The 26876-nt window shown below is 69.6% G+C and carries 21 protein-coding genes; 7 read left to right on the top strand and 14 right to left on the bottom strand.

What is annotated here, in order from left to right; genetic code table 11:
• Positions 1–47 precede the first annotated feature (47 nt).
• The 3 genes from VPH61_RS06040 to VPH61_RS06030 all read right to left on the bottom strand — a co-directional run bounded on the left by VPH61_RS06040 (position 48) and on the right by VPH61_RS06030 (position 1372).
• Positions 48–359, bottom strand: a complete 312-nt coding sequence (locus VPH61_RS06040; RefSeq protein ID WP_332062625.1) for a hypothetical protein — start codon at positions 357–359, stop codon at positions 48–50.
• Positions 352–1011: a WXG100 family type VII secretion target gene (locus VPH61_RS06035; protein WP_332062624.1), complete on the bottom strand. Its 660-nt coding sequence runs from the start codon at positions 1009–1011 to the stop codon at positions 352–354. Before VPH61_RS06035 ends, VPH61_RS06040 begins: the two co-directional genes overlap by 8 nt.
• Positions 1012–1078: 67 nt before the next feature.
• Complete coding sequence (locus VPH61_RS06030) at positions 1079–1372, bottom strand: WXG100 family type VII secretion target (RefSeq protein ID WP_332062623.1); 294 nt, start codon at positions 1370–1372, stop codon at positions 1079–1081.
• A gap of 304 nt (positions 1373–1676) precedes the next feature.
• Here VPH61_RS06030 and VPH61_RS06025 point away from each other — a divergent pair, with 304 nt between their 5' ends.
• On the top strand, positions 1677–2333 hold the full coding sequence (locus VPH61_RS06025) for a hypothetical protein (RefSeq protein ID WP_332062622.1): 657 nt from the start codon (positions 1677–1679) through the stop codon (positions 2331–2333).
• Positions 2330–2968, top strand: coding sequence for a hypothetical protein (locus tag VPH61_RS06020; protein WP_332062621.1), 639 nt, complete (start codon positions 2330–2332; stop codon positions 2966–2968). Before VPH61_RS06025 ends, VPH61_RS06020 begins: the two co-directional genes overlap by 4 nt.
• A 54-nt stretch (positions 2969–3022) precedes the next feature.
• On the opposite strand, the gene VPH61_RS06015 is transcribed toward VPH61_RS06020, so the two are convergent.
• From VPH61_RS06015 to VPH61_RS06005, 3 genes are all read right to left on the bottom strand, one after another.
• Entirely contained in the window at positions 3023–3592 is a 570-nt protein-coding gene (locus VPH61_RS06015; protein WP_332062620.1) for an FHA domain-containing protein, read from the bottom strand.
• 118 nt (positions 3593–3710) lie between these two features.
• Positions 3711–8042, bottom strand: a complete 4332-nt coding sequence (locus tag VPH61_RS06010; RefSeq protein WP_332062619.1) for an FtsK/SpoIIIE domain-containing protein — start codon at positions 8040–8042, stop codon at positions 3711–3713.
• 47 nt (positions 8043–8089) lie between these two features.
• Complete coding sequence (locus VPH61_RS06005) at positions 8090–9190, bottom strand: hypothetical protein (RefSeq protein WP_332062618.1); 1101 nt, start codon at positions 9188–9190, stop codon at positions 8090–8092.
• Positions 9191–9358: 168 nt separating this feature from the next.
• Between VPH61_RS06005 and VPH61_RS06000 the strand changes: the two genes are divergently transcribed.
• Positions 9359–9913: a hypothetical protein gene (locus VPH61_RS06000; protein ID WP_332062617.1), complete on the top strand. Its 555-nt coding sequence runs from the start codon at positions 9359–9361 to the stop codon at positions 9911–9913.
• A 2-nt stretch (positions 9914–9915) separates the two neighbouring features.
• Entirely contained in the window at positions 9916–10707 is a 792-nt protein-coding gene (locus VPH61_RS05995) for a hypothetical protein (protein ID WP_332062616.1), read from the top strand.
• Positions 10708–10714: 7 nt separating this feature from the next.
• Here VPH61_RS05995 and VPH61_RS05990 read toward each other — a convergent pair whose 3' ends face one another.
• The 4 genes from VPH61_RS05990 to rpoB form a co-directional block, all read right to left on the bottom strand.
• A complete protein-coding gene (locus VPH61_RS05990; protein ID WP_332062615.1) occupies positions 10715–11755 on the bottom strand; it encodes a hypothetical protein in 1041 nt (346 codons plus the stop codon).
• Positions 11756–11848: 93 nt separating this feature from the next.
• Positions 11849–12571: a hypothetical protein gene (locus VPH61_RS05985; protein WP_332062614.1), complete on the bottom strand. Its 723-nt coding sequence runs from the start codon at positions 12569–12571 to the stop codon at positions 11849–11851.
• 152 nt (positions 12572–12723) lie between these two features.
• Complete coding sequence (gene rpoC / locus VPH61_RS05980) at positions 12724–16620, bottom strand: DNA-directed RNA polymerase subunit beta' (protein ID WP_332062613.1); 3897 nt, start codon at positions 16618–16620, stop codon at positions 12724–12726.
• Positions 16621–16663: 43 nt separating this feature from the next.
• Positions 16664–20155, bottom strand: coding sequence for a DNA-directed RNA polymerase subunit beta (gene rpoB, locus VPH61_RS05975; RefSeq protein WP_332062612.1), 3492 nt, complete (start codon positions 20153–20155; stop codon positions 16664–16666).
• A gap of 303 nt (positions 20156–20458) precedes the next feature.
• Here rpoB and VPH61_RS05970 point away from each other — a divergent pair, with 303 nt between their 5' ends.
• Positions 20459–21223, top strand: a complete 765-nt coding sequence (locus VPH61_RS05970) for a spermidine synthase (RefSeq protein ID WP_332062611.1) — start codon at positions 20459–20461, stop codon at positions 21221–21223.
• A 60-nt stretch (positions 21224–21283) separates the two neighbouring features.
• A complete protein-coding gene (locus VPH61_RS05965) occupies positions 21284–22138 on the top strand; it encodes a spermidine synthase (protein WP_332062610.1) in 855 nt (284 codons plus the stop codon).
• 27 nt (positions 22139–22165) lie between these two features.
• Here the strand turns inward: VPH61_RS05965 and VPH61_RS05960 are convergent, their stop codons facing one another.
• The 4 genes from VPH61_RS05960 to VPH61_RS05945 all read right to left on the bottom strand — a co-directional run bounded on the left by VPH61_RS05960 (position 22166) and on the right by VPH61_RS05945 (position 25554).
• The gene (locus tag VPH61_RS05960) at positions 22166–23218 is read right to left on the bottom strand and encodes an NAD(P)-dependent alcohol dehydrogenase (protein ID WP_332062609.1); all 1053 of its coding nucleotides are present in this window, start codon (positions 23216–23218) and stop codon (positions 22166–22168) included.
• Positions 23219–23291: 73 nt separating this feature from the next.
• On the bottom strand, positions 23292–24152 hold the full coding sequence (locus VPH61_RS05955) for a biotin-dependent carboxyltransferase family protein (RefSeq protein ID WP_332062608.1): 861 nt from the start codon (positions 24150–24152) through the stop codon (positions 23292–23294).
• On the bottom strand, positions 24149–24781 hold the full coding sequence (locus tag VPH61_RS05950) for a 5-oxoprolinase subunit B family protein (RefSeq protein WP_332062607.1): 633 nt from the start codon (positions 24779–24781) through the stop codon (positions 24149–24151). Before VPH61_RS05950 ends, VPH61_RS05955 begins: the two co-directional genes overlap by 4 nt.
• Entirely contained in the window at positions 24778–25554 is a 777-nt protein-coding gene (locus VPH61_RS05945) for a LamB/YcsF family protein (protein ID WP_332062606.1), read from the bottom strand. The genes VPH61_RS05950 and VPH61_RS05945 overlap by 4 nt, the downstream gene beginning before the upstream one ends.
• A gap of 49 nt (positions 25555–25603) precedes the next feature.
• Here VPH61_RS05945 and VPH61_RS05940 point away from each other — a divergent pair, with 49 nt between their 5' ends.
• Entirely contained in the window at positions 25604–26809 is a 1206-nt protein-coding gene (locus VPH61_RS05940; protein ID WP_332062605.1) for a PQQ-dependent sugar dehydrogenase, read from the top strand.
• Positions 26810–26876 lie beyond the last annotated feature (67 nt).

Genomic DNA, 26876 nt, shown 5'->3' with positions numbered 1-26876 from the left:
TGTCGGTTCTGATACGAGAAGGCTCGCGGAGGCGGTGGGCCTCGGCGCTACGCCTCGAAGTTCGATTGGATCGACGCCCACGAGGAGTCGAGGTTCTCGATGGTGGAGGAGTATGCCTTGGACGAGGCCTCCGCCTGGTTCTTGAGCGCCAGCGCGTTCGCCTCGAGGGCGGAAGCGCCGACCGTCCATGCGCTGAACGAGCCGAGGAATGCCTGCATCGAGGGGCCTTGCCACTCGGTGGGCAGCATGTAGGCGAATCCGCTCGCACCCTGCTTGAGTGCCGAGGCGTAGCCGATGAGTTCGTTCATCGTCTGCACGAGCTCACTGAGCTCGGTGGTGTCGGCCTGCTGCTCAGCCATTCGCGCTGCCTCCCTGCATCTGTTCGAACGCTTCGACCACGGGGCCGAAGTCGGGCAGGTCGACGTCGACCTCGACATACCCGTTCACATCGGGCTCACCGTCGGCATCGAGACGGAAGACGCCGGTGCCGATCGAATCGTCATCGCCGTCGCCGTCGGAGTCGCCCGAACCGCCGCCGGTCGCCTGCCCGCTCGTCTTGCGCGGGCCGAGGGCTCCACCGCCGAACTGCTCGACCTCATCGTCGCCGGCGTAGTCGCGGCCGAAGAACTCGGCCATGTCCTCTGCTTTGTCCTCGCCCTTCGCGACGCGCTTGCTGAGGTTGCCCGAGGCGCTGCGCACACTGACGAGGCCCTGCTGGCGCTGACGGAAGCCGGTGCCGATGCCCGTCTCAGTGCGGGTGTAACTGCCATCGGCGGCGATCAAGCCCTGTTGCAGACCCGTCAGAGCGAGCCGGACCTGCGATGCCAGGGTCACGAACGAAGCCCAGTCTTCACTGAACTTCTCGGCGTCATCACCGACCCACGTCGTACCGGCCATTCGGCTGACGACGCTGTCGGCGGACGCGAGGTTCGCGTCGAACGTCACGATGACGTTGCCGATGAGCGCCGCGACCTCGCTCAGCGATTCGGCGCGTACTTTGAAGAAGACCATGCATGACCCCTAGCCGTGAACCGATGCCGACGTGCGTCGCCGCACGCCGGCACCTGTTGTCCTTACGTCAGCCGCTGAACGTTCCGGCGATCGCGTTCTCGCTGTCTTCGTACGACAGCGCAGCCTGGTTGAGCAGGTCGCTGATGCCCTGCAGAGACTCCTTCAGCTGGAGACCGGCCTGGTCCCACTGCGAGTAGAGCTCGTTGAAGCTCTGCGACGCGGTACCGCCCCAGTCGCCCGAGATGAGCCCCTCGACCAGCGACTTCAGGTTCGACAGCTGCGACTCGATCGACTGCGAGCCGCTCGAGAGCTGGCCGGCGACACCGGCGAGAGAGTCGGATGTGACGCGGATCTCCGCCATGATTTCCTCCGTTGAATTGGATGCCTCGGTAGGCACCGAACAGGAGCTTTCGCTCCGAATTGTCTGTGCTTCGAATACGTTACCCGCAAGCACCGGAATTGCCGATGGGGAGGACTCCCCTAGTGCTCCCACCGGCTCCATGCGGCCACTCGCCCCTGAATTCGCGACGCATCGGCGGCCGAGTAGGCTGACGGCGCGCGGTACACCTCGTCCGCGGCATGAAACAGAGGATGCTGTGCAGGCGGATTACCGGGCCCACGTCGACCGGACGAAGGTCGATACGGCAGAGCGTCTGAATCGTCGCATGCTCATCGCAGGCCTCGTCACTGCGGCCGTCTTCGCCGCCCTCGTCATCGTCGCGATCATGAAGGGTTTCGGCTGGTTCACGATCGTCATCGCCGCGATCGCGATGCTCGCCGGCCTCTCGTCCGCAATCCTCGCGCATCGACGCCGACGCGCCCTCGGGCTGCTCACCTCCGACGACGACATCGCAATCGCCGTCGGGGCCGCCGGAGTGCAACTCGCGTCGGCCCCGCTCATCCCATGGTCCGAGATCGTCTTCGTCGGGGTGCTCGACGACCGGCGGCGGACCGGGAAGATGCAACGCCTGCCGGTCATCGGCTTCTTCGCGAACATCGCGGTGCGCGCCGGCAGCGGCACCTTGTTGTGCGAGCTCGGGGTGCGCGACGCGGCGGCGTTGCGCGACGCATTCGCGGGTGCGCCCGGAGGTGAGCGAGTCACCGTGTTCGACGAATTCGACGGTCGGCGTCGCGGCCTCGTGCCGCTCCTGCTCGATGCGGTGCTCGACGACGCCAGCGCGCACCAGGCGGCACAGCTCGTCATCCGCGAGGCGGAGCGTCGAGGCATCCCGGCCCGCGCCTTCGACCGCGTCTTCGACTACTTCGAATGGAAGGGGCCGATGATCGATCACAAGTGGCCCGTTCAGAAGGGAACCCCGTGACCGCCGAACCTCAGGAACAGGCCCTGCACGCGAGCCCGACCGAGGTGCGTCGCGTGCGTTCGCATGGACAGATGATCGCCGCGGCTGTGATCCTCGGGCTCGGGCTCGTGCTCGTGGTGCTCAGCATCGTCATGTACGACACCCTCGTCGAACTCTCGAGCACCTATCGAGGCCGTCGCGGCGGCCTGCGCGACGCGGTCGCCCCTGGCGCAGTACTGCTCAGCGCCGGGGCCGCGGTGGGCGGGCTCGTCTGGCTGCTCGTCTGGTCGTACCGCTGGGAACGCGTCGCCACCGGTACGGTGCTGAAGCAGCAGGCGAGCTCATATCTGGCGCTCCCCTCACATGAGGCCTCCGCGGTGCGCGACCGTCTGGCCGGCGGGGATCCGCGAGTCTACCTGCCGTTGCCTCTCACGAACAAAGGAGACGTCGTCTTCAGTGTCTGGCTCGCCAGAGCCGACCGAGTCGCCTACGTCGGAGTCGCCGGCCGTAACGGGCGCGAGTGGGCGGCCCTGCCGCTCGCGCGACTCGAGGGGCCCTCGTACGAGGCGATCAGCCGCCTCGCGGTCGACCACTACGGCGCCCGGGCCAGCCAGACGATCGTGAACGGCTTCGTCTCGGGCCTCTTCAGCGACTGACGAGCGCGCTTCGGCGACTGACCTGTGGGCGAACGCGGTCGACGCGCAGCCGCGTCAGACCGCCTTCAGCACGAAGCTCAGGTCGCCGAGCCAGATCGTATCGGCGATCTCGACCGCGACTCGGGTGCCTGCGCTCTCGAGCGGCATCACCTGACCGGCGCGCTCGATGCGCGAGCCGTTCGCCGATCCGGCGTCGCCCACGGTGATCTGTCCGCCCTGCACTTCGAGGAAGAGGTGCACGCGTGAGACCGAGCGCGTGTCGTCGACGACTTCGACGGCGCGAGCGCCCATTGCGAGGGCGGTGTCGGCGGGCTTGCGACCGATGACCGCCGACCCCTCGACGATGATTCGCTGACCGGTCGAGAACAGCAACTCGACCCGCTCGATCGGCGCGACGGCGACGGGCTCTGGAGCAGGCATCTCGACGCGCGCACCCGGCTGCTGCCACGGCAGCGAGCGGGGCAGCGGAACGGGCTCGAGCGGAGCGGCCGTGGCCGGAGCAGGTGTGTCGTTTCGCGGCGCCGGCTTCGGCTTCGCGACCTGGTATTGCGCGGGCACGGGCGGCGTGCTCGACTGCGGGATCAGCTGACCGCACGAGATGCAGTACATGCTGTTCGGCTGCAACGTGGCGTCACAATACACGCAACGGGCAGAAGCCACTCGGATCATCCCCTTCTCGACGGGCGCACCACCCGGTCACTCCCGGTGCCGCCCGGCTCAGTCTACGTGCGCGAGGCATCCGTCATTGCCGGATATCGGGCACCCGCACCGGCAGCCAGCCGCTCGGCGTCGTGAGTACGGCGGAACCGGGCGTGGCACGACCGAGCATGAACTTCGGAATCGGCGAACCGACCGCCTGCGTGCCCATGATGGTCGACTCCGGGCGCAGGACGAGGGCGCGCCTGGCGCGCTTCGCCTCCACGACCGGACCACCGAACAGGGTCGACAGCGACTCGGAATCGGCGGCCACGATGAACGCCGCACGATGCTTCGCCCCTGTGAGCGCGTGCTCGATGGGCGTGTTCTTGAGCTGCTCGGCGTCGTCGACCACGACGGTGACGAACTCACCGGCGGCGTCGAGGATCGGGTCGAGCTCTGCCGGACCGATATCGCCTCCGCCGAGGACCTGGATTCCGTGGGCGGCCGCCACTTCGGTGAGGATCGACTCGCGACCCGCGACCACGACGACCGGTGCCTTGCGCCAGGCGAGCTGGTGCACGATCGCCGCGAGTGCCGAGGAGCGACCCGACTTGCGGGGCCCCGTGACGACGAACCCGCCTTCGGCCGGCCAATCGAGCGTGAATCGCGACAGCAGGTCGCCACCGACCGCGACGACCGGACCGTCGTCGGGCCCCGACTCCCCGAGCGGGAGCTCGTAGGAGGCGGTCAGCGCGAAGTGGCCGGGCAGCGGATCGACGCGGAATGGCGAGGGAAGCGCCGCGAGCTGCGGGAACTGGTCGAAGTGGTCGCGCACCTGCTCGACGATTCGGCGCAGCGCAGTCGTCTGCGCCTCGCCGCTGGTGTCGTGCACGAGCACCGCGAGCTGGGCCTCGGCGGCGTTCGCGCCGAAGAGCACACGTCCCGGACCGAGGTTCAGCGGAACCTCGCGGGCCAGGATGCCCGCGGTGCGGTAGTCGGCGATGTCACGCAGCGGCAGCACGTACTGCTCGTCGATGAACGAGATGATCTTGTCGCCCGTGATGCCGCGGTCACCGGTGATGATCACACGTACTCCCACCGCGGGTCCCTCGCGCAGGATCCGCATGAACTGGTCGCGGAAGGTGACGAGCTGGTCGGGGTTCATCGTCGAGAGCATGCGCTCCCAGCCGTCGACCGCGACGATCGCGAACGGTAACCGCGTCTCTGGGGTCGACTGGGCCCGCTGCTCGGAGATGTGCCCGACACCTGCGGCCGAGAGCACCGACTGGCGGCGTCCGAGCTCTTCGAGCAGCCGCTGCACGAGGCGCGGCAGCCGATCCGAGTCGAGCTGGGTGACGACCGCGCCGGTGTGCGGGGCGTCGACGAGCGGCAGCAGCGCACCGTTGCCGAAGTCGATGATGTACATGTGCAGATCGGCCGGCGAGAACTCCTGCACGAGCTGCGCCAGCATCGTGCGCAGCGCCGTCGTGCGTCCCGAGAGGGCGCCGCCGAGGAAGAGCACGTGCGAACCCTCTGCGACGCCCCAGGTGAGGGTGCGCTGCGACTGCTCCCCCGGCACGTCTTCGAGGCCCAGCGCGATGTGGTGCTCGGGCACCCGCTGGTCCTGGAACTTCTCGAGCGGCAGCACGGTCGGGAGCGGCATGAGCCACGGTGAGGGGTTCTTCGGCACGCCGAGCTGCTGGGTGGCGGCCGTGATGAGGTTCACGAGCGCCCGCAGATCGGTGTCGTCGTGGTCGGCGTTCTGCTGCTGGGTCGAGACCGCCTTCGGGTAGCGCACGGGGTAGCCGAGGTCCGGCCACTCGAGCGGCGCCTTGCGCGGCAGCACCTTCACCTGGCGCTGTGCACCGGGACGGATGCCGGCGACTCGAGCGGTCTGGAAAGGTGCGGGCGCCGAGGCCGGCCCCGTACGCACGAAGCCGCGGCCCGGTGTCGAAGGGCTGATCATCGCCGCCTCGCCAGAGCCGAGGATGTCGGAGGAGTCGGTGCGATCGGTGACACGCAGCGCGACGCGCAGGTTGATGTTCGACTGCATCTCGGGAGTGACGACACCGGCGGGCCGCTGCGTCGCGAGCACGAGGTTCACACCGAGCGATCGACCGACGCGGGCGATGCGCACGAGCCCGTCGATGAACTCGGGCAGCTCGGTCTTGAGCTCGGCGAACTCGTCGATGACGATCATGAGGCGCGCGAGCCCGCGACGCGCAGCCGTGTCGGCGTCCTTCGCCCACGCGGAGTCGACGTCCTTCGCGTTCATGTCGCGCAGCACCTTCTCTCGGCGCTTCAGTTCGGCGTCGAGAGAGGCGAGGGCACGCTCGGTCTCGCGGGCGTCGAGGTTCGTCACCATGCCGACCGTGTGCGGCAGCCGCTCGCAGTCGGCGAAGGCGGAGCCGCCCTTGTAGTCGACGAGCACGAAGTTCAGTGCGTCGGGACGGTTGGCCATCGCGAGGCTGACGACGAGCGCCTGGAGGAATTCCGACTTGCCCGAACCGGTGGTGCCCGCCACGAGGGCGTGCGGGCCGTCGCGCGAGATGTCGATCGCGAACTCGCCTTCACCGGTCGCGCCGACCACCACGAAGGTGTTGCGCGGGTGGGTCGACCAGCGGCGCACGATCGGCTCGGGGTCGTCGAGGTCGATCTTCAGCAGTTCGGCGTAGCGCACGCTCATCGGCAGCATGGCGTCGTCGCCGACTCCGCTGACGTGCCGCAGCGAGCAGAGGCTGCGCGCGATCTGTTCGCAGCGCGTCACCGACAGGCCGTCGAGGAGCACGATCGGGTAGTACTCGGAGCCGGTCTCGACGCGTGCCATGGCAGGGTCGTGATCGTCGACGACGACGACGCTCTTCGCCTCCTCGGGCAGTCGCGCACGCTCGCTGTCGAGGGCGATGACGTGAATGCCGTGGGCCGCACCGTGCTCGAGCAGCGGCACCATGCCCGGAAGCATGCGGTACTCCCGCGCTCCGTCGACGACGACGAGGATGTCGTTCGAGGGTGGAGCGCCCCGCTGGCCGGAGGCGCGCACACGCTGCTCGAGCACGACGCCGAGCTCGCGCACGCGCTCGCGACGACTGTCGCCGGTGTTGCCGATTGCGGCCGCGGCGGAGCCGCTCTCGGTGTGGGGCAGCCATTGGGTCCACGCCCAGGCCTCGGCGGCGTCGTCGGGGCAGACGACGACGATCTCGGAGTCCCGGGGTGAGCGCAGCGTCGCGAAGCTCGCGACGATCGAGCGCGAGACGCTGCGGACGGCTTCAGCGGGTCCGGCGATGCCGAGGGGTCCGTTGCGCAGCTCGGCCGCGACCGGTGCCGGCGCCACGCCGACGCGACGCGTCTCACCGCGGTCGCGTCCGCCGCCCTCGAAACGCACGTCGAGGGCGACCTCGGCCACGCCGACGCGCATCGACAGGGCATCGGCATCGGTACGACGGCGCTCCCAGAGGCGCGACAACGGCCTCGTCGCGATGTCGCCGATGACGACCGGGTCGGGCAGTCGATACCAGTTCTCGAGCCGCTGCACCTTGGCGAGGTCCTCGATGCGCCGCTCGGCGATGCGCACCTCCTCGATCCACTGCTGTTCGGTCTTCAAGCCCTTCTTCTTCGCCAGCTTGCGGTTGGTGAGGAAGGAGCCGATGACCATGATGGGACTGGCGGCTGCCATCAGCAGCATGATCGCGCGGCCGAACACGATCGCCATGGTCACTCCGAGCACGACCGGGATGATCGCCGAGAGCCACGGCAACGGCGACTGGTCGGGGTCGTCGGGACGGTCGCCCGGCAGCGGGATGGCCGGCTGCTCGGTCGCCGGGCGGATGCGCGACGGACGGTTGAACCCGCGATCGCCGAGTGCATCACGGGTGAGGTCGGCATCTGCGGCCGGCGCGACGCCGAGCCGCAGCACGCTGCTGCCGAGCTGCAGCAGGTCGGCGGGCACGATCTGGCGCGCCTCCTCGAGCCGTTCGCCGTTGACCCAGACCTCCGCGTCCGGTGCGGGAGTCAGGGTCGCGACGAGGCGCGGCGGACGACCCTCGGCCGTGGTCTCCTCGCTCAGCACGAGGCTCGCGTGCACTGGCAGCAGGGCGCCGTCGGCGACGACGATCGAGGCGCTCGAATCGCTGCCGATGGTCACCGCGGCGCTGCGGGAGAGGGCGACGGTGTCGCCCGCGAACGGGCCTCCGACGAACTCGAGCCGCAGCATCCCCGGCGGCAGCGACTGCTCGCCTCGGGCGGGCACGGATGCCCCGGACAACAGCGTGCTCTCGGCGAGCGCAGCGGCGTCGCCGGCGAGCGGATCGAGCACATCACCGGGCAGGCCGAGCGCCTCGGCGACCTCCCCGACCGTCGTCGCCTCGTCGACATCGAGCGCCCACGAGCCCGCGGCGTCCCCACCGGCCGCCGGATCGATCGTCAGTCTCAAGCTCATCGGTCAGGCCCTCCGCCTTGGGTCATTCGTTCATCACTCATCGATCGTCACGCGCCCACCCGATCGAACACCGACAGGAGCGGCCCGAGCAGCCCGTCGCCGGTCGTCCCGTCGTCTTCGACCGGCATCGCGGGTGGCACGAGCACGGGCACGCCCTTCTTCGACTGCTTCGGCGGCGCGATCGGCGCCATGCCCAGTGCGGGCTCCGTCGCGCCGGCCGGCACGACCGTGACCGAGCCGAAACCGCGGCCGCCCTCTGCGGTGGCCACCTGGAACGAGAACTGATCGATTCCGCCGTCGCCGCGGTACTCGGCAGTGCCGTCGGCCGCGCAACTCACCTGCCCGCGAATCGGATCGCCGCAGCCGACCACGATCAGCTCGCCCCCGCCGAGGGGAAAGGCGAGCTCGTTCAGGTCGACGCTCGCCGCGCCCTCCGCCAGCTCGACGACGACGTCGGCGGTCACCAGCGGCCGGTCTGCGGGGGCGAGGACGGACACGGCGAGTTTGCCGTCGCCCGACCATGATCCGTAGTCGTCAGCGAAGCGGAACACGAGTTCGACCGGGCCCCGGGCATCGGCTGCGGGCCGGAACACGAGGTGCGTGGGCGTCGCCCAGAGCGAGCCCGCGCTCTCGGGCTGCACGGCGACGGCGCGCAGGCTGCCACCTGTGGCGTTGCACACCTGGCACTCGAGGCCGAGCTCGGAGATCGGGACCCGTAGGAGCGAACCGGCCTGCACCGGGCGCAGCTCGATGTTCGGCGTCGCCGCTGGCACCATTGGTGGCTCGAGCACCACCTGGTACACCGAGGTCGTGCCGATGCGCCCGTCGCTCAGCGCAACTCGCAGTGCCACGGTGCCGGCATCGGGGTCGTACTCGGGTGCGGCGAGCGTGATCGCGTTCGCGTCGCACGCGGTGACCAACGGGGTCGCGGCGAACGTCGCCGCGCAATCGGTGATGAACCAGGGGGCGGGGATGTCGATGGACACGGTGCCGAGGTACGGGATCGCCACGCGGGCGGGGTCGGCGTCAGGCGGTGCCTCTGCGGCGCCCGCGGCGATCGGAGCGGACGACAGGATCAACGCCGAGGAGAGGATGGTCACGACCGCGGCGAGCGCCGGGAGTCGTCGTCGCGCGATGCCCACTCTCACCTCTCTTCCACTCTTCCCTCGGCGCCCGGTCGAGCAGGCGCACCGATATAGCATGGTACGCGGTCGTGCGAGCAGCTCTGCGCGACCGCCCGAACACCCACGTACCGAACACCGTATGAACTGAACCGCGCACCGAGCACCGCGTGCGCGAAGGCAGGGAGCCGAGCGATGACCGACCGCCTGACCGGGATGCCGTCGACCGGACCAGCGACGGTCGGCGGGGCCGCGGGTCAACCGCAACTCGGGAGCCGCGGCGGTGTTCGCGCACTCGGAAGCGGCGGATCGGTGCTGCCAGAACTCTCCGATGCGCCGCCGCATGTTCGCCGCTGGTGGCTCCACCCTGCGTTCATCGTCTCGGTCAGCCTCACCTTCCTGACGCTCGCCGGTCTCGTCGCCTGGCTCATCGTCTCGGCCCTCACCGACTCGAGCGTGAAGGTCTCCGCCCTCTCCGTCAGCACCGAGTCCGGCAACCTGCGTCTGGACTGGTCGGGTCCCGACGCCGACTACGCGCTCTTCGCCGTCTCCGGCGACGGCACCGCGAGCGACCTCACCGGTTTCGTGACCGGCACGGAGGCGTGGCTGCCCGCCGCTGCGGGGCTCTACGACGACCGCACCTGCTTCGTGGTGCGCCCCGCAGGCGATCAGGGCGAGGTCTCGCTCGACGCCGCCTCCGTCGCCGATCAGAAGGGCGCGAGCATCTGCGCGGCGGACGCCGACTCGTGACCGTGCGCCACAGCACCACGGGCGGCGCAGCGGGCACACGCGCGAGTCGCCGAGGCATCCGGATCGCCGCCTTCGCCGTTGCCGTCCTCGCCGCCCCCGTCCTGCTCACCGCCTGCAGCGCAGCGGCCGAGCTTCCGGCCGCGCCGGAGGGCATCGACGCCGAGTCCTTCGACGGTGCATCCGGCAACGGCCTCTGGCTGGCTCCCTCGAGCGAGATCGCCTCCATCATCGTGGAGTCGGTGCATGCCGCCGGACCGGTGTCGATGCACGGCACGGTGAACGAGTTCATCCTCACCGAGGAGGGCACGACGCTGCCGGCCCGCATGATGACGATCGACTATGCGGGCCGACCGTCCGGTTATCGTGCGCGCTTCCTCGCGGGTGCGCTCGAAGCGCAACTGCTCGTCGACGGCGGAAGCACCCGGGTGCGAGGCAACGACGCCTACGCCGCCGCGAGCGGCCGCCCCGAGCTGACGTCCGTGCAGTGCACCGTCGGCACCGATCCGGCCGCCGCCCAGTGGGCACCGTTCACCGAGCCGGCCGCCGTGCTCGACGCGGTGCTGTCCGGCGCCCAGCTGTCGGTGGCTGCTCCTGACGACGACGACGAGACGCTCGCCGTGCAGATCGGCTCGTCAGAGACGATGGTGGGGGTGCTCACGGTCGAGCGCTACGGTTCGCCGCTGCCGCGTTCCCTCAGCATCGCCGAACTCGAGGGTGACACCGAACTCGCCTTCACAGCTTGGGGCGACGCCGTCGACCTCGACGCGGCCGCCGCCGAGCTGCCCTGCAGCTGAGCCGAGCTCAGCGGACCTGCGGCCCTGCCGCGAGCTCGCGGTCGTACGCCTCGATCGCGAGCCGGTTGCGCTCGGTGACCGCCCGACCCCGGGCTGCGATCCAGCCGCCCAGCCAGATCGGGATCTCACGGGCGATGACGGCGGCGATGATCGCGTACGGGTCGAGCCAGCGCTCGGCGATGAAGTCGTTCGCCTGCTCGAGCGTGAGCGTCCACGCCTGCACGCCCAGCAGCGAGCCGCCGATGTAGGCGAAGTAGACGAGCGCCCCGATGAGCAGGCCGAAGACCGCGTAGGCCCACCACGGGCCCCGGTTCACGATCGCCGCGAGCAGCGCGAACCCGATGAGGAAGGCGACGACGGGCACCCAGAACATCGGCTCGACGAGGAACTCGGCGATGCCGATCGCCTCACCCGCCGGTGCCCCGTAATTCAGGTAGAGCGCATAGCCGATGGCTCCGTAGAGCACGGCGAACGCGACCGTGCCGATGAGCGCGACGAGCACGCCGAATCCGCGGTTGCCCTTCGCCTTCGGCGGCGTCGGCGCCTGCACGTAGATCGTCTGCGGGCCGGGCTGCGGGGCGACGTAGACCGGCTCTGGCGTGTCGGCGAGGGTCGCGGCACCTGCGGCGGTGCCCGCTGCCACGGTCGCGGCCGGCACGTAGGTCTCGCGACGCACGGCGTCGGCGGCGACGGGTTCGGGGGTCGGCGAGGCATCCTGATCGTCGATGCCGTTGGTCTCCTCGGGAGCCGGGTGGGCGCTCGCCCGTTCGACGGCCTCGTCGAGGCGCGAGGTGGCCGCAAGATCGGCGTCGGCCGGCTCGGGCTCGACCGGCCCCGCGGCATCCGCTGCTGGAGCGGGTGCCTCGGCGCCCGCGTCGGGGGCTGGCTCATCGAAGGTGCGCTCATCAGGTGTGGGCTCGTCGACCGGGCCCGTCTCGTTCGCTCCGGGAGCGACGTCGGGCGCGCCGTCGTCGACGGTGCCACCGTCGACCGGCCAGGCCTCATCATCGTGACGTTCCGGGTCGTTGCCGGGAGTCGTGCTGCTCATGATCGCGCTCCTTCCGGGCACCCCGCGCACCCGTGGTTGGCCAACTGTAGCAACGCGGATGGCCGGATTCCCGGAGCGCACGCGGCGCTTCGTTCAGCCGAAGATCGCCGCCACGATGTCGTGCGTGTACCCGTCGGGGCCCGCGTTCACCCAGAGCGTGGCGATCCAGACGCCTTCGCGGACGAAATGCGACTCGCCCGCCTGCCCGTCGGCGCTCATCGGCGTCTCGCTGACGCACCGGGTGCCCTCGAACTCCTCGTAGCAGCTGTAGCCGCTCTCATTGAAGTTGGCGAGCATCGCCGCCGCCTGTTCGTCGTTCACATGGGCGACGTTCGTGGTGAGTCCTCGGCCGGAGCCCCCTTGGTCGCTGCCCCAATGGCAACTGATGTCGGAGTTCGACGTGAGCAGAGCCACTGCGACCTCGTCGCGCGAGCCGAACCGCACTCCATTCGCGGGGTCGAGCGTCCACTCGGGATTGAGCACGAGTGGCGCGAAGTCGGCCGACCAATCTCGCGTGTAGATGGCCTCGCAGTCAGATGGAATCTCGTGTGCCGCCGGCGGAGCTGACGGCAGTGCAGTCGATGCAGGCGGCGCGGTCGCCGCATCGATTGTCCCTGGCGCCGGCGTGGATCCGCCATTCGGGTCGGCACCCGAGTCGCCGATCGCCGCGCCCACGAGCAGCGCGCCTCCCACGGCCAGGATCGCCACCACGACGAGGATCCAGAACTGCGGGCGCTTCGCGAGCGGCCGCCGGCCGTCGGCAGCCGACGCAGCGGGAATCGACGGGGCAGGAATCGACGGGGCAGGATCGGTCATCGGGGGTCCTTCGGATCGGCGACATCGGCGTTCCGAGCGATCGTAGCGGCTGAGCCCGCTTCCGTTCGCGCCTCGTTCTGTCGTGCGCCGAAGCATCGGTGAACGAAGCAGGGCCCCGGATCGCTCCGGGGCCCTGCTGTCGTATCGGCTGACTAGCTGTAGTTGCCGGGGGTGAAGTCGTCGCTCGAGAACGCGTCGAAGTCGACGAAGCTCAGGTCGCCCTCGGTGAACGCGGCGTCGTCGGTGAAGATGCGGTTCGGGTACCGCTCCGCCTTCGCCTCCTCAGTCGCCTCGACCGCGACGTTCCGGTACTTCTGCAGTCCGGTGCCGGCGGGGATGAGCTTGCCGATGATGACATTCTCCTTGAGGCCGACGAGCGGGTCGGACTTGCCCTCCATGGCGGCCTGCGTGAGCACGCGGGTCGTCTCCTGGAAGGACGCGGCCGACAGCCACGACTCCGTCGCAAGCGACGCCTTCGTGATGCCCATGACCTCCTGGCGAGCCGAGGCAGTCTTCTTGCCCTCGGTCAGCGCCGTGCGGTTGATGCCGTTGTACTTCAGGCGGTCGACGAGCTCACCGGGCAGCAGGTCGGTGTCGCCGTGGTCGACGACGGTGACCTTGCGCAGCATCTGGCGCACGATGACCTCGATGTGCTTGTCGTGGATCGGCACACCCTGCGAGCGGTAGACGTCCTGCACGCCGTTGACGAGGTGCTTCTGCACTTCGCGCACACCCTTGACCCGGAGGACTTCCTTCGGGTCGACGGTGCCGACGATCAGCTGCTGACCGAGCTCGACGTGCTGTCCGTCTTCGACCAGGAGGGTCGAACGCTTGAGCACGTTGTACGCGATCGGCTCGTCGCCGTTGTCGGGCGTGAGGATGACCTTGCGCTGCTTGTCGGTCTCGTCGATCGTGATGCGACCCGGAGCCTCGACGATGGGCGATGCACCCTTGGGGGTACGCGCCTCGAAGAGCTCCTGCACGCGGGGAAGACCCTGCGTGATGTCGTCGGCCGAGGCCGAACCACCGGTGTGGAAGGTACGCATCGTCAGCTGCGTGCCGGGCTCACCGATCGACTGGGCCGCGATGATGCCGACCGCCTCGCCGATGTCGACGAGCTTGCCGGTCGCGAGCGAACGGCCGTAGCACTTCGCGCAGACACCGACGGCCGACTCGCAGGTGAGCACGGAGCGCACCTTGATCGTCTCGACGGCAGCGGCGATGAGCTTGTCGATGAGCACGTCACCGACGTCTTCACCGGCCTCTGCCACGACCTCGCCCTTGGCGTTGACCGCTTCGGCGGCGAGGCTGCGGGCGTAGACCGCGTTCTCGACGTTCGGGTCGCGAACGAGCTCGCCCGAGGCATCCGTCGTCGCGATCGGGAGCTCGAGGCCCTTGGTCGTGCCGCAGTCATCCTCACGGATGATGACATCCTGCGAGACGTCGACGAGACGACGCGTGAGGTAACCCGAGTCGGCCGTACGGAGGGCCGTGTCGGCCAGACCCTTGCGGGCACCGTGCGTCGCGATGAAGTACTCGGCGACCGAGAGGCCCTCGCGGTAGCTCGAGATGATCGGGCGAGGGATGATCTCACCCTTCGGGTTGTTCACGAGGCCTCGCATACCCGCGATGTTGCGGATCTGCAGCCAGTTACCACGGGCACCCGATGACACCATGCGGTTGATGGTGTTGTCTTCGGGGAACGCGTCGCGCATCGCGACGGCGACCTCGTCGGTGGCCTTCGTCCAGATCTGGATGAGCTCCTGGCGACGCTCGAGGTCGGTCGTGAGACCCTTCTCGAACTGCCCCTGGACCTTGGCAGCCTGCTTCTCGTACTTCGCGACGATCTCGCCCTTGTTGGCCGGCGTCAGGATGTCGGAGAGAGCCACGGTCACGCCCGAACGGGTCGCCCACTTGAAGCCGGCGTCCTTGATGCGGTCGAGGGTCGCGGCGACCTCGGTCTTCGGGTAGCGCTCGGCGAGGTCGTTGACGATCTCCGAGATCTGCGTCTTGCCCGCCTGCGCGTTCACGTAGGGGTAGTCGACCGGAAGCGCCTCGTTGAAGAGGGCGCGACCGAGGGTCGTCTCGAGCAGGTACGGCTTACCGGGAACGAAGTTCTCGGGGGTCTCGCCCTCGGCGAAGTGCAGGCCCTCGAGACGGATCTTCACCGTGGCACCGAGGTCGAGCGCGAAGTCGCCCGGACGGTTCTGGTCGAAGGCGAGGATGGCCTCGGCGATCGACGAGAACGCGCGACCCTCACCGGCTCCGCCGGGCTTGCCCGTCGTGAGGTGGTGCAGGCCGATGATCATGTCCTGCGTGGGCAGGGTGACCGGGCGGCCGTCGGACGGCTTCAGGATGTTGTTCGAGGCGAGCATCAGGATGCGGGCCTCGGCCTGCGCCTCCACCGAGAGGGGGAGGTGCACGGCCATCTGGTCGCCGTCGAAGTCGGCGTTGAACGCCGCGCAGACGAGCGGGTGGAGCTGGATGGCCTTGCCCTCGACGAGCTGCGGTTCGAAGGCCTGGATGCCGAGGCGGTGCAGCGTCGGTGCACGGTTCAGGAGCACCGGGCGCTCACGGATGATCTCTTCCAGCACGTCCCAGACCTGCGGGCGCGAACGCTCCACCATGCGCTTGGCTGCCTTGATGTTCTGAGCGTGGCTCAGGTCGATCAAGCGCTTGATGACGAACGGCTTGAAGAGCTCCAGCGCCATCTGCTTGGGCAGACCGCACTGGTGCAGCTTCAACTGCGGGCCGACGACGATGACCGAACGGCCCGAGTAGTCGACGCGCTTGCCGAGCAGGTTCTGGCGGAAGCGACCCTGCTTTCCCTTGAGCATGTCGCTCAGGGACTTCAGGGCGCGGTTGCCGGTACCGGTGACGGGGCGGCCGCGGCGGCCGTTGTCGAACAGCGCGTCGACGGCCTCCTGCAGCATCCGCTTCTCGTTGTTGACGATGATCTCGGGGGCACCGAGGTCGAGCAGACGACGAAGGCGGTTGTTGCGGTTGATCACACGACGGTAGAGGTCGTTCAGGTCGGAGGTCGCGAAGCGGCCACCGTCGAGCTGGACCATCGGGCGGAGCTCCGGCGGAATCACCGGCACGACGTCGAGCACCATCGCGGCCGGCGAGTTGCCGGTCTGCAGGAAGGAGCTGACGACACGAAGGCGCTTGATCGCACGGATCTTCTTCTGGCCCTTGCCCTCGGCGATCTGCACGCGCAGGTCGTCGGCCTCGGCGGCCAGGTCGAAGGCCTCGAGGCGCTTCTTGATGGCCTCGGCGCCCATGTAGGCGTCGAAGTACATGCCGAAGCGGTCCTGCAGCTCGTGGAACACCGAGTCTTCGGGCTTGAGGTCGCCGACCTTGAGGGTGCGGAAGTCCTCCCACACGCGCTCGAGGTGCGCGATCTGCTCGTCGCCCGACTTGCGGACCTGCGTCATCTCCTTGTCGGCGGCGGCTTCGGCGCGCTTCTTCTGGTCGGACTTGGCGCCCTCCGCCTCAAGTGCGGCGAGCTCCTCCTCCTTGCGCGCCATGAGCGTCGCGATGCGGGCATCGCGCTGGTCGCCGATGGTCTTGATCTCGAGCCGGAGCTCGTTCTCGAGACCGGGCATGTCGGCGTGACGACCCTCGTCGTCGACGTCGATGACCATGTACGCGGCGAAGTAGATGACCTTCTCGAGGTCCTTCGGCGCCATGTCGAGCAGGTAGCCGAGACGGCTGGGCACACCCTTGAAGTACCAGATGTGCGTGACCGGGGCTGCGAGCTCGATGTGGCCCATGCGCTCGCGGCGCACGGAGGACTTGGTGACCTCCACGCCGCAGCGCTCGCACACGATGCCCTTGAAGCGCACCCGCTTGTACTTGCCGCAGGCGCACTCCCAGTCGCGGCTCGGGCCGAAGATCTGTTCGCCGAACAGACCGTCCTTCTCGGGCTTCAGGGTGCGGTAGTTGATGGTTTCAGGCTTCTTGACCTCACCGTAGGACCACTTGCGGATGTCCTCTGCGGTGGCCAGGCCGATGCGAAGCTCGTCAAAAGTCGTTGCGTCGAGCAATTTCTCTCCTTGGAAAGTCTCTGGAATCGTCTACTGGCCTGGCTTAGATCTCGTCGATGTTCGACGACTCGAAGCGCGCGGAGATGTTGATGCCGAGCTCTTCCGCAGCGCGGAAGGCCTCGTCGTCGGTGTCGCGGAGCGAGACCGCGGTGCCGTCGGCCGAGAGCACCTCGACGTTCAGGCAGAGCGACTGCATCTCCTTCATGAGCACCTTGAAGGACTCGGGGATGCCGGGCTCCTGGATGTTCTCGCCCTTGACGATCGCCTCGTAGACCTTGACGCGGCCGAGGATGTCGTCGGACTTGATCGTGAGGAGCTCCTGCAGCGCGTACGCGGCGCCGTAGGCCTGGAGCGCCCAGACCTCCATCTCACCGAATCGCTGGCCACCGAACTGCGCCTTACCACCGAGCGGCTGCTGGGTGATCATCGAGTACGGGCCCGTCGAACGCGCGTGGATCTTGTCGTCGACGAGGTGGTGCAGCTTCAGGATGTACATGTAGCCGACCGAGACCGGGTACGGGAACGGCTCGCCGGAACGGCCGTCGAGGAGCTGCGTCTTGCCGGTCGAGTCGATGAGTCGCTCGCCGTCGCGGTTGGGGAGCGTCGAGTCGAGCAGACCGCCGATCTCCTCCTCGAGCGCACCGTCGAACACCGGGGTCGCGACCTTGGTGCCGGGCGCGGCCTCGTGAGCTTCCTTCGGGAGCTTCTTGGCCCACACCGGGCTGCCGTCGACCTTCCAGCCCTGCTTGGCGACCCATCCGAGGTGGGTCTCCAGCACCTGGCCGAAGTTCATGCGGCCCGGGATGCCGAGCGGGTTGAGGATGACGTCGACGGGGGTGCCGTCGGCGAGGAACGGCATGTCTTCGACCGGAAGGATCTTCGAGATGACGCCCTTGTTGCCGTGGCGGCCGGCGAGCTTGTCGCCCTCGGTGATCTTGCGCTTCTGGGCGATGTAGACGACCACGCGCTGGTTGACGCCCGAGCCGAGCTCGTCGTCGCCGTCTTGCGAGTCGAACACCTTGACGGCGATGATCGTGCCGCGCTCACCGTGGGGCACCTTCAGCGACGTGTCGCGGACTTCGCGGCTCTTCTCGTTGAAGATCGCGCGGAGCAGGCGCTCTTCGGCCGACAGCTCGGTCTCGCCCTTCGGCGTGACCTTGCCGACGAGGATGTCGCCGGGGCGGACCTCGGCGCCGATGCGGATGATGCCGCGCTCGTCGAGGTCGGCCAGCAGGTCGGGGCTGACGTTCGGGAGATCACGCGTGATCTCCTCCTTGCCGAGCTTCGTGTCGCGGGCGTCGACCTCGTACTCCTCGATGTGGATCGACGAGAGCACGTCGTCCTTCACGAGGTTCTGGCTGAGGATGATCGCGTCCTCGAAGTTGTGACCCTCCCACGGCATGAACGCCACGAGGAGGTTCTTGCCGAGGGCGAGCTCGCCGTTGTCGGTCGCAGGGCCGTCGGCGATGACCTCGCCGACCTCGATGCGGTCGCCCGCGTTCACGAGCACGCGGTTGTTGTACGACGTGCCCTGGTTGGAGCGGTCGAACTTGCGCAGGAAGTAGGTCTGCGTGCCGCCCGCGTCGAGCTGCACCGTGACCGAGTCGGCCGAGACCTCGGCGACGACACCGGCCTGGTCGGCCGTGATGACGTCACCGGCGTCGATGGCCGCGTAGCCCTCCATGCCGGTTCCGACGAGCGGCGAGTCGCTGCGGAGCAGCGGCACAGCCTGACGCTGCATGTTGGCACCCATGAGGGCGCGGTTCGCGTCGTCGTGCTCGAGGAAGGGGATGAGCGAGGTTCCGACCGACACCATCTGGCGCGGCGAGACGTCCATGTAGCCGATCAGGTCGGCGGGAACGAGGTCGACCTCGCCGCCCTTCTGACGGGCGAGGACGCGGTCTTCGGAGAAGTGACCGTCGGCCTTCAGCGGCGCGTTGGCCTGGGCGACGATGTAGTCGTCTTCTTCGGACGCCGTGAGGTAGTCGATCTGGTCGGTGACCTTGCCGGCGACGACCTTGCGGTACGGCGTCTCGATGAAGCCGAACGAGTTGATGCGCGCGAACGAGGCGAGCGATCCGATGAGGCCGATGTTCGGGCCTTCGGGGGTCTCGATCGGGCACATGCGGCCGTAGTGCGAGGGGTGGACGTCTCGGACCTCGACGCCGGCGCGGTCTCGCGAGAGACCGCCGGGGCCGAGCGCCGAGAGGCGACGCTTGTGGGTCAGGCCCGCGAGCGGGTTGTTCTGGTCCATGAACTGCGACAGCTGCGAGGTGCCGAAGAACTCCTTGATCGCGGCGACGACGGGTCGCACGTTGATCAGGGTCTGCGGGGTGATCGCCTCGATGTCCTGCGTCGTCATGCGCTCGCGGACGACGCGCTCCATGCGGGACAGGCCGGTGCGGACCTGGTTCTGGATGAGCTCGCCCACCGCACGGATGCGACGGTTGCCGAAGTTGTCGATGTCGTCGACGTCGAGACGCAGCTCGACCGCCTTGCCGGCGCGGCGGCCGGGCAGGGTGGTGCGCTCGTCGTGCAGCGCGACGAGGTACTTGATCGTGGCGACGATGTCTTGGACCGTCAGCACCGAGTCGGTGAGGGGGGCCTCGAGACCGAGCTTGTTGTTGATCTTGTACCGGCCGACCTTCGCGAGGTCGTAGCGCTTCGGGTTGAAGTAGAAGTTGTCGAGGAGCGCACGCGCGGCCTCGGCGGCGACCTGCTCGCCCGGACGGAGCTTGCGGTAGATGTCCTTGAGCGCCTCTTCCTTCGTGAGGATGTTGTCCTTCTCGAGGGTGAGGGCGATGGACTCGTAGCCGGCGAACTCCTCGAGGATCTCCTCGGAGGTGAGGCCGAGGGCCTTCAGGAAGACGGTGACGGACTGCTTGCGCTTGCGGTCGATGCGGACGCCGACCTGGTCGCGCTTGTCGATCTCGAACTCGAGCCATGCGCCACGGCTCGGGATGACGCGAGCCGAGTAGATGTCCTTGTCGGAGGTCTTCTCGGGGGTGCGCTCGAAGTAGACGCCCGGCGAACGCACGAGCTGCGAGACGACGACGCGCTCGGTGCCGTTGATGACGAACGTGCCCTTGGGGGTCATGAGCGGGAAGTCACCCATGAAGACGGTCTGCGTCTTGATCTCACCCGTGAGGTGGTTCATGAACTCCGCGTTCACGTACAGCGGTGCGGAGTAGGTCTTCGACTTCTCCTTGCACTCGTCGATCGTGTACTTCGGAGGCTCGAGCTCGGGGTTCGTGAACGAGAGCTGCATGGTCTCGCCGAGGTCTTCGATCGGGGAGATCTCCTCGAAGATCTCTTCAAGACCGGTGGTCTCCGGCAGGTCTTGACGACCGGCCGCCTTGCCCTCGGAGAGGCGTGTCTTCCACGCCTCGTTTCCGACGAGCCAGTCGAAGCTCTCCGTCTGGAGAGCGAGCAGGTCGGGTACCGTAAGGGTGTCGGTGACCTTGGCGAACGAGAGACGGCTTGCACCGCGTCCGTTCTTGGGGGTGGGCGTGGTCGCGTTGCGCGCAGCAGCCAAGTGAATAACCTCCATGGCCCCGTCGGGCCGGTTCACTGTCGGTAGCGGAGAGTGGAACCCCTCAGACGAATGCGGATGCCGGAGACCTCAGGATCTCGACACGCACGAAAGCCGACCGCAATATGAAGGCATGGTGGGTCTGGGAGCGCAAAGGTTAACTATATGTCGCCAGGCGCGCCGTGTCCAGTCGATTCTTGATTTGTCTGCGATTCTCCGGTATAACCACGATCCGGTGCCCCGAATGGCCGCCTCGACACCCGGTCGACCGGGCTCCGACGGCCCGCGACATGGGACGATGCAGGCATGGCGGTGCACATCGAGTTCGAGGCCGATGTCTTCTCGAACCACGGGCTGACGCTCCTCGTCGACGGCACCGCGCAGTCGCACGTCGACCTGCTCGACCCGACCCACCTCTTCTTCGAGTACACCCGTCGCCTCGGGCACGTCATCGATGCCTCTGGCGCAGCGGCGGGCACTTCTGGTGCTCCATTGCGGGTGCTGCACCTCGGCGGCGGTGCCCTCACGCTCGCGCGCTACGTCGCCGCGACCCGCCCCGGCGCACGCCAGGTCGTCGTCGAACTCGATCGTGACCTGCTGAAGACCGTGCTCGAGCGACTGCCGCTGCCCGAGGGCGAGCTCATCGAGCTCGTCGTCGGCGACGCGGCATCCGTCATCGAGACGCTCGACGGGCCGTTCGACCTCGTCGTCGTCGACCTCTACACCCGCCTGCAGGCTCCGCCCTTCGTCGAGACCTTCGACTTCATGAGCGGATGCCTCGAGCTGCTGGCTCCCGGAGGCGTGCTCGCCCTCAACGTGGCCGACGCCGCAGGGCTCGGCCGGCTCCGCGGCCAGGCCCGAGCGATCGCGCGCGCCGACCCCGCTGCGGCACTCCTCGTCGCGGGTGACCCGAGCGTGCTCTCGGGCGCCGAGGAGGGCAACGCCGTGCTCGTCGCGGCTCGCGGCGAACTGCCGCCCGGCCTGCGCGAGCGCCTGCTCGCACACGGCCCGCATCCGGCCGCGGTGCTCGACGGCGACCGGCTCGACTTCGTGCTCTGGGGCGCCTGCTGACGCGAGCCGCCCTCCTCGGCGAACACGGCGCGACCGAGACCACGCGGTAGCGTGGCATCCGTGTCAGAGCTCGAACGCCGCCTCGCCGTCAGCGGCCACCTCGCCCGGCTCGAGGAGTCGCGCCAGTCGCCGGGCTCGTGGACGCTCTACGTCGACGGCACCCCGCAGTCGCACGTCGAGATCGATCGCCCCGACTGGCTCGGCTTCGAGTACGTGCGGCGCATCGGGCACGCGGTCGACCTCGTGCGACCCGAGGGCCAGCCGATCACGGCCGTGCACCTCGGTGGCGGCGCGCTCACGCTCCCCCGTTACGTCGTCGCGACGCGTCCAGGTTCGCGCCAGCAGGTCGTGGAGCTCGAGTCCGACCTCGTGGAGTTCGTGCGCGAGCACCTGCCGCTGCCCCGCGGAGCGCAGGTGCGGGTGCGGCACGGCGACGCCCGCGAGGTGCTCGCGAAGCTGCCCGCCGGACTCGATGGCGCCGTCGACATCGCGATCGTCGACATCTTCTCGGGCGCTCGCACGCCCGCACATGTCACGAGCGCGGAGTTCTACGGGCTCGTCTCACCGCGGCTCGCGCCCGGCGGCATTCTCGCCGTCAACGTCGCCGACGGCGCCGGCCTCGCCTTCGCACGCTCGCAGGCCGCGACCCTCGCCCACGTCTTCGAGCACCTCGCCATCGCGGCGGACACCTCGATGCTGAAGGGGCGCCGCTTCGGCAACGTCGTGATGTACGCCTCGCACGACGAGCTGCCGTTCGCGGGCATGCCCCGCCGGCTCGCGAGCGACCCGGCGCCGGCGAAGCTCGTCGACGGCGAGGAACTGCGACGCTTCATCGCGGGCGCCCCGGTCGTCACGGATGCCACGGCGGTGCCGTCACCGCCGCCGGCGCGCTCGGTGTTCCTGTCGAAGCCGTGACAGGCGACCGCGACGCGAACGAGTGCCTCAGTCGCCGAACGTCGCAGCGTCGATGACGAATCGGTACCGCACGTCGGAGGCGAGCACGCGCTCGTAGGCCGCGTTGATGCCCGATGCGGGGATCACCTCGATCTCGGCGCCGATGCCGTGCTCCGCGCAGAAATCGAGCATCTCCTGCGTCTCGCGGATGCCGCCGATGTTCGAGCCGGCGAGCGTCTTGTTGCCGTTGATGAGCGACATGACGCCGACCCCGAGCGGCTCGCCGGGAGCGCCCACGCACACCATCGCAGCGCCGGCATCGAGGAGCGACAGGTACGCGTCGAGGTCGATCACGGCGCTGACCGTGTTGAGGATGACGTCGAACGAGCCGCGGAGCTCGGTGAACGTCGCCGGGTCGGAGGTCGCGCGGTAGTGGTCGGCGCCGAGGCGCAGCCCGTCCTCCTGCTTGCTGAGCGTCTGCGACAGCACCGTCACTTCAGCGCCGAGCGCGTGGGCGAATTGCACGCCCATGTGCCCGAGTCCGCCGAGGCCGACGACCGCGACGCGCATGCCGGGGCCGACCTTCCAATGCCGGAGGGGCGAGTAGGTGGTGATGCCGGCGCACAGCAGGGGCGCTGCGACATCGAGGGCGAGGGCGTCGGGAATGCGCACGACGAACGACTCGGTCACCACGACCTGCTGGGAGTACCCGCCCTGCGTGACGGTGCCGTCGCGGTCGGGGCTGCCGTAGGTGAAGACCGGGCCCTCGACGCAGAACTGCTCGAACCCGCGGAGGCAGTGTCGGCACTCGCCGCACGAGTTCACCATGCAGCCGACGCCGACCCGGTCGCCGACGGCGTGCCGCGTCACCGCCTCGCCGACCTCGGCGACGGTGCCGGTGATCTCGTGGCCGGGTGCGAGCGGGTAGTGCTGCGAGCCCCAGTCGCCGCGCACGGTGTGGATGTCGGAGTGGCAGATGCCGGCGAACGCGATGTCGATGCGCACATCGTGCGGTCCGAGCTCCCGGCGTTCGATGAGGGTGCGCTCGAGCGGAGCGGCCTCGCTCGGGGCGGCGTAGGCGTAGGCGGTGACGACGGACATCTCGATCTCCTCGGGGCTGGGTCGGCGCGTGGCACGTCTGAACGACGCTACACGTGCCGGTCGACGAGACGGCTCACGCGTGGCGGAACCGCACCTCCTGGCCCGGCCGGAGCTGCGCCACGGCATCGAGCGAGGAGGGCGAGATGATCGCGATGACGGGATAGCCGCCGGTCACCGGGCGGTCGGCGAGCAGGATCGTCGGCCGTCCGTCGCCCGCAACCTGGATGGAACCCGGCACGGTGGCCTCGCTCGCGAGCTCACCGGTCACCTGCCGCTCGAGCGACGGGCCGTCGAGGCGGGCGCCGACCCGGTCGGCCTGCCCTGAGAGGCGCCAGATGGCGTCGAAGAGCGTGGCGCGCGCGGCATCCGTGAACCAGTCGGCGCGCGGCCCCGGAAGCAGTGCCAGGATGGCCGCGCCGGCCGGCGGCGGGAAGGCGGCCTCACGATCGAGCAGGGGCACGGATGCCGCGGGCGCCGCGCCGATCTCGAGCACGCGCCCCTCGGCCACGGGTGCCGGGCCGATGGCCGAGAGCGTGTCGCGCGAGCGGGAGCCGAGCTCGGCCGGCTCGTCGATGCCGCCGCGCACCGCGAGCAGGTAACGCGCTCCGCGTTCGGCCGGGGCGAGCTCGAGCACGCTCCCCGCGTCGGCACGCGCGGCGGTGTAGGGGGCGATGCGGTGACCGTTGAGCGTCACGCCGCCCCATGCGCCGGTGACCGCGAACCAGGTCTCCATGTCGAAGCGGGCGCGGAACCCGCCCATCAGGATCTCGAGGCCAGCGGCGCCGTCGGGATTGCCGACGAGCCGATTGGCGAGGCCGAGGGCGCCGCGGTCGAGCGCGCCCGACCCGGGGACGCCGAGGTGCGCGAGCCCGTGTCGGCCCAGGTCTTCGACGAGTGCCAGCGGGCCCGGAACCTCGACCGTGAGGCGACTCATGGGCGGCCGACCTCCCTGAATCGAACCCGGCGCCCGGGAACGAAGAGCGCGGGAGACTCCGCCGCCGGATCCCAGAGCGGCGCGTCGGTGCGACCGATGAGGCGCCAGCCGCCGGGGCTCTGCCGCGGGTAGACGCCGGCGAACGCACCGGCGAGCGCGACGGCGCCCGACGGCACGCGGGGTCGGGGAGCGTCGAGCCGCGGCACCTCGAACGGCCAGTCGTCGCTCACGAGGTAGCCGAACCCCGGCGCGAAGCCGATGAACGCCACCCGCCACTCGGCGGCCTGATGGCGGGCGACCAGCGCCTCGGCCGAGACGCCGAGGAGCGCGGCGGTGGCCGGGAGGTCGTCGCCGTCGTACACGACGTCGACGGTCACGTCGCCTGCGATGTGCCCGTGCGCGTCGGCTGCGGCCTCGACCGGGACGCGTCGCACCCACGTCGCGGCCGACTCGAGCGGCAGCCGCTCGGGGTCGACGGCGACGAGGATCGTTCTCGCCGCCGGCACGAGCTCGACGAGTCCGGCGGGCGGCTCGGCGGCGAGCGCGTCATGCAGGGCGAGCACCTCGTCGAGGCTGTCGCACTCGACGAGCAGGGCCGCGTCACCGCTCGGCAGCAGGCGCCGGCTCACGCGAACGCCTCGATGCGGTATCCGGCACCCTCGAGCGCTGCCCGCACCGCTCGTGCGATCGCGACCGCGCCCGGAATGTCGCCGTGCAGGCACAGGGAGTCGGCGCCGAACTCGACCCGGCTGCCGTCATCGGCGGTGATGCCGCCGCTCTCGACGATCTCGAGCGCCCGATCGGATGCCGCGGCGGGATCGTCGACCACGGCGCCCGGCTCACCTCGGGGCACGAGGGAGCCGTCGGCCACGTAGCCCCGATCGACGAAGGCCTCGCGGGCGTAGCGGAGGCCCGCGGCATCCGCTGCCCTGGCGATCGCGCCGGTCGGCTGGCCGAGCACGGTCAGCGCCGGGTCGAAGGCCGCGACGGCCTCGACGAAGGCGCGGGCCGCCGACTCGTCGCGGGCGAGCCGATGGTAGAGCGCGCCGTGGGCCTTCACGTAGCGCACCCGGCTGCCGGCCGCACGCGCGACGCCGTCGAGGGCGCCGAGCTGGGCGAGGAGTTCGGCGGCGATCTCGGCCGGGCTCGTGTCGAGCGCACGACGCCCGAACCCCGCGAGATCGCGGTAGCCGGGGTGCGCGCCGAGGGCGACACCGTGCTGCGCCGCGAGTCGAGCGCTCGCGAGCATGGTCACGGGGTCGCCCGCGTGGAAGCCGCAGGCGACGTTTGCACTCGACACGAGCGCGAACATCGCGGCGTCGTCGCCGAGTCGCCACGCCCCGAAGGATTCTCCGAGGTCGCTGTTCAGGTCGATGCTGATCGCATCGTTCTCGGCGGGCATGCTCCCATTCTGGCGCGCACTCGGGGCACACTGGGAGGAGGAGGACGGGATGGCGCGCACTCGGGGTCCGCACGGCGTCGTCGGGCGCGCGGCATTCTCCGCCGGGCTGATGCGCTCCATCTCGGTCGCGCTCGCGGCGCTCACGGTGCTCACGGCCTGCACGGCCGCTCCCCCGCTGCCGACACCGACACCGCTGCCGAGCTCGGCGCCTCCGTCGACGGCGCCGCCCGCGACCCCTGCGCCCCCGCCACCCGTGCTGGCGCCGGCCGGCGCTCCCGAGCCGATCGCGGCCGGCCTCGATGTGCCGTGGTCGATCCTCGTGCTGCCGAACGGCGGAGTGCTCGTCAGCCAGCGCGATCGCGGCGACATCGTCGAGGTACTGCCCGACGGCTCGCTCCGCGTGGCGGGCACCGTTCCCGGCGTCGCCGCCGGCGGCGAGGGCGGACTCCTCGGTCTCGCGTACCTGGCCAGCGACGGCGAGCGCCCCGACCGCGTCTATGCGTACCACACGGCGGATTCCGACAACCGGGTCGTACGGATGCCGCTGACCGGCGCCCCCGGCTCGCTCGCGCTCGGCGGCCCCGAACCGGTGCTCACCGGCATCCCGCGCGGCGGAGCGAACCACAACGGCGGCCGCATCGCCTTCGGCCCCGACGGCCTGCTCTACGTCACGAGCGGCGACGCCGGCAACCGGGATGCCGCGCAGGACCCGGGTTCGCTGTCGGGGAAGATCCTGCGGGTGACGCCCGACGGCGCCGCTGCGCCCGGCAACCCGTACAGCAACGCGGTGTGGTCGCTCGGCCACCGCAATCCGCAGGGCATCGCGTGGGACGCGAAGGGCGAGCTCTGGGCCGCCGAGTTCGGGCAGAACACCTGGGACGAGCTGAACCGCATCACGCGCGGTGCGAACTACGGCTGGCCGGTCGTCGAGGGCGTCGCCGGGGACCCGCGATTCGTCGACCCCGTCACGCAGTGGTCGACCTCGGAGTCGAGCCCGAGCGGCCTCGCGGTGATCGGCGACACGCTCTTCCTCGCGGCGCTGCGCGGCGAACGGCTCTGGACGATCGCCCCCGCGACGTCGGGCGGTGCCCTCACGGCGACGCCGTGGTTCGTGGACGAGCTCGGCCGCATCCGCGACGTCGCCGCGGCCCCCGACGGGTCGCTCTGGCTCATCACGAACAACACCGACGGGCGCGGCGACCCGCGCGACGGCGACGACCGGCTCTACCGGGTGCCCCTCGCGCCTGCGGGCTGACGCCGAGCCCGCCTTCCGACGAGTCGCTCGCCGCCTCTACGCCGGTGACACCGGTCGGGTCTATTCT

The sequence above is a fragment of the Agromyces sp. CCNWLW203 genome, from assembly GCF_036576125.1.
GTDB lineage: Bacteria > Actinomycetota > Actinomycetes > Actinomycetales > Microbacteriaceae > Agromyces.
This window is presented reverse-complemented; position numbering and strand designations above follow the sequence as displayed.

Excerpts from the sequence above, each read along its gene's own strand:
- VPH61_RS06040 (WP_332062625.1), bottom strand. The coding sequence starts at position 359 with ATGGCTGAGCAGCAGGCCGACACCACCGAGCTCAGTGAGCTCGTGCAG.
- VPH61_RS06035 (WP_332062624.1), bottom strand. The coding sequence starts at position 1,011 with ATGGTCTTCTTCAAAGTACGCGCCGAATCGCTGAGCGAGGTCGCGGCG.
- VPH61_RS06030 (WP_332062623.1), bottom strand. The coding sequence starts at position 1,372 with ATGGCGGAGATCCGCGTCACATCCGACTCTCTCGCCGGTGTCGCCGGC.
- VPH61_RS06025 (WP_332062622.1), top strand. The coding sequence starts at position 1,677 with ATGCTCATCGCAGGCCTCGTCACTGCGGCCGTCTTCGCCGCCCTCGTC.
- VPH61_RS06010 (WP_332062619.1), bottom strand. The coding sequence starts at position 8,042 with ATGAGCTTGAGACTGACGATCGATCCGGCGGCCGGTGGGGACGCCGCG.
- VPH61_RS06000 (WP_332062617.1), top strand. The coding sequence starts at position 9,359 with ATGACCGACCGCCTGACCGGGATGCCGTCGACCGGACCAGCGACGGTC.
- VPH61_RS05990 (WP_332062615.1), bottom strand. The coding sequence starts at position 11,755 with ATGAGCAGCACGACTCCCGGCAACGACCCGGAACGTCACGATGATGAG.
- VPH61_RS05985 (WP_332062614.1), bottom strand. The coding sequence starts at position 12,571 with ATGACCGATCCTGCCCCGTCGATTCCTGCCCCGTCGATTCCCGCTGCG.
- VPH61_RS05970 (WP_332062611.1), top strand. The coding sequence starts at position 20,459 with ATGGCGGTGCACATCGAGTTCGAGGCCGATGTCTTCTCGAACCACGGG.
- VPH61_RS05960 (WP_332062609.1), bottom strand. The coding sequence starts at position 23,218 with ATGTCCGTCGTCACCGCCTACGCCTACGCCGCCCCGAGCGAGGCCGCT.
- VPH61_RS05955 (WP_332062608.1), bottom strand. The coding sequence starts at position 24,152 with ATGAGTCGCCTCACGGTCGAGGTTCCGGGCCCGCTGGCACTCGTCGAA.
- VPH61_RS05945 (WP_332062606.1), bottom strand. The coding sequence starts at position 25,554 with ATGCCCGCCGAGAACGATGCGATCAGCATCGACCTGAACAGCGACCTC.
- VPH61_RS05940 (WP_332062605.1), top strand. The coding sequence starts at position 25,604 with ATGGCGCGCACTCGGGGTCCGCACGGCGTCGTCGGGCGCGCGGCATTC.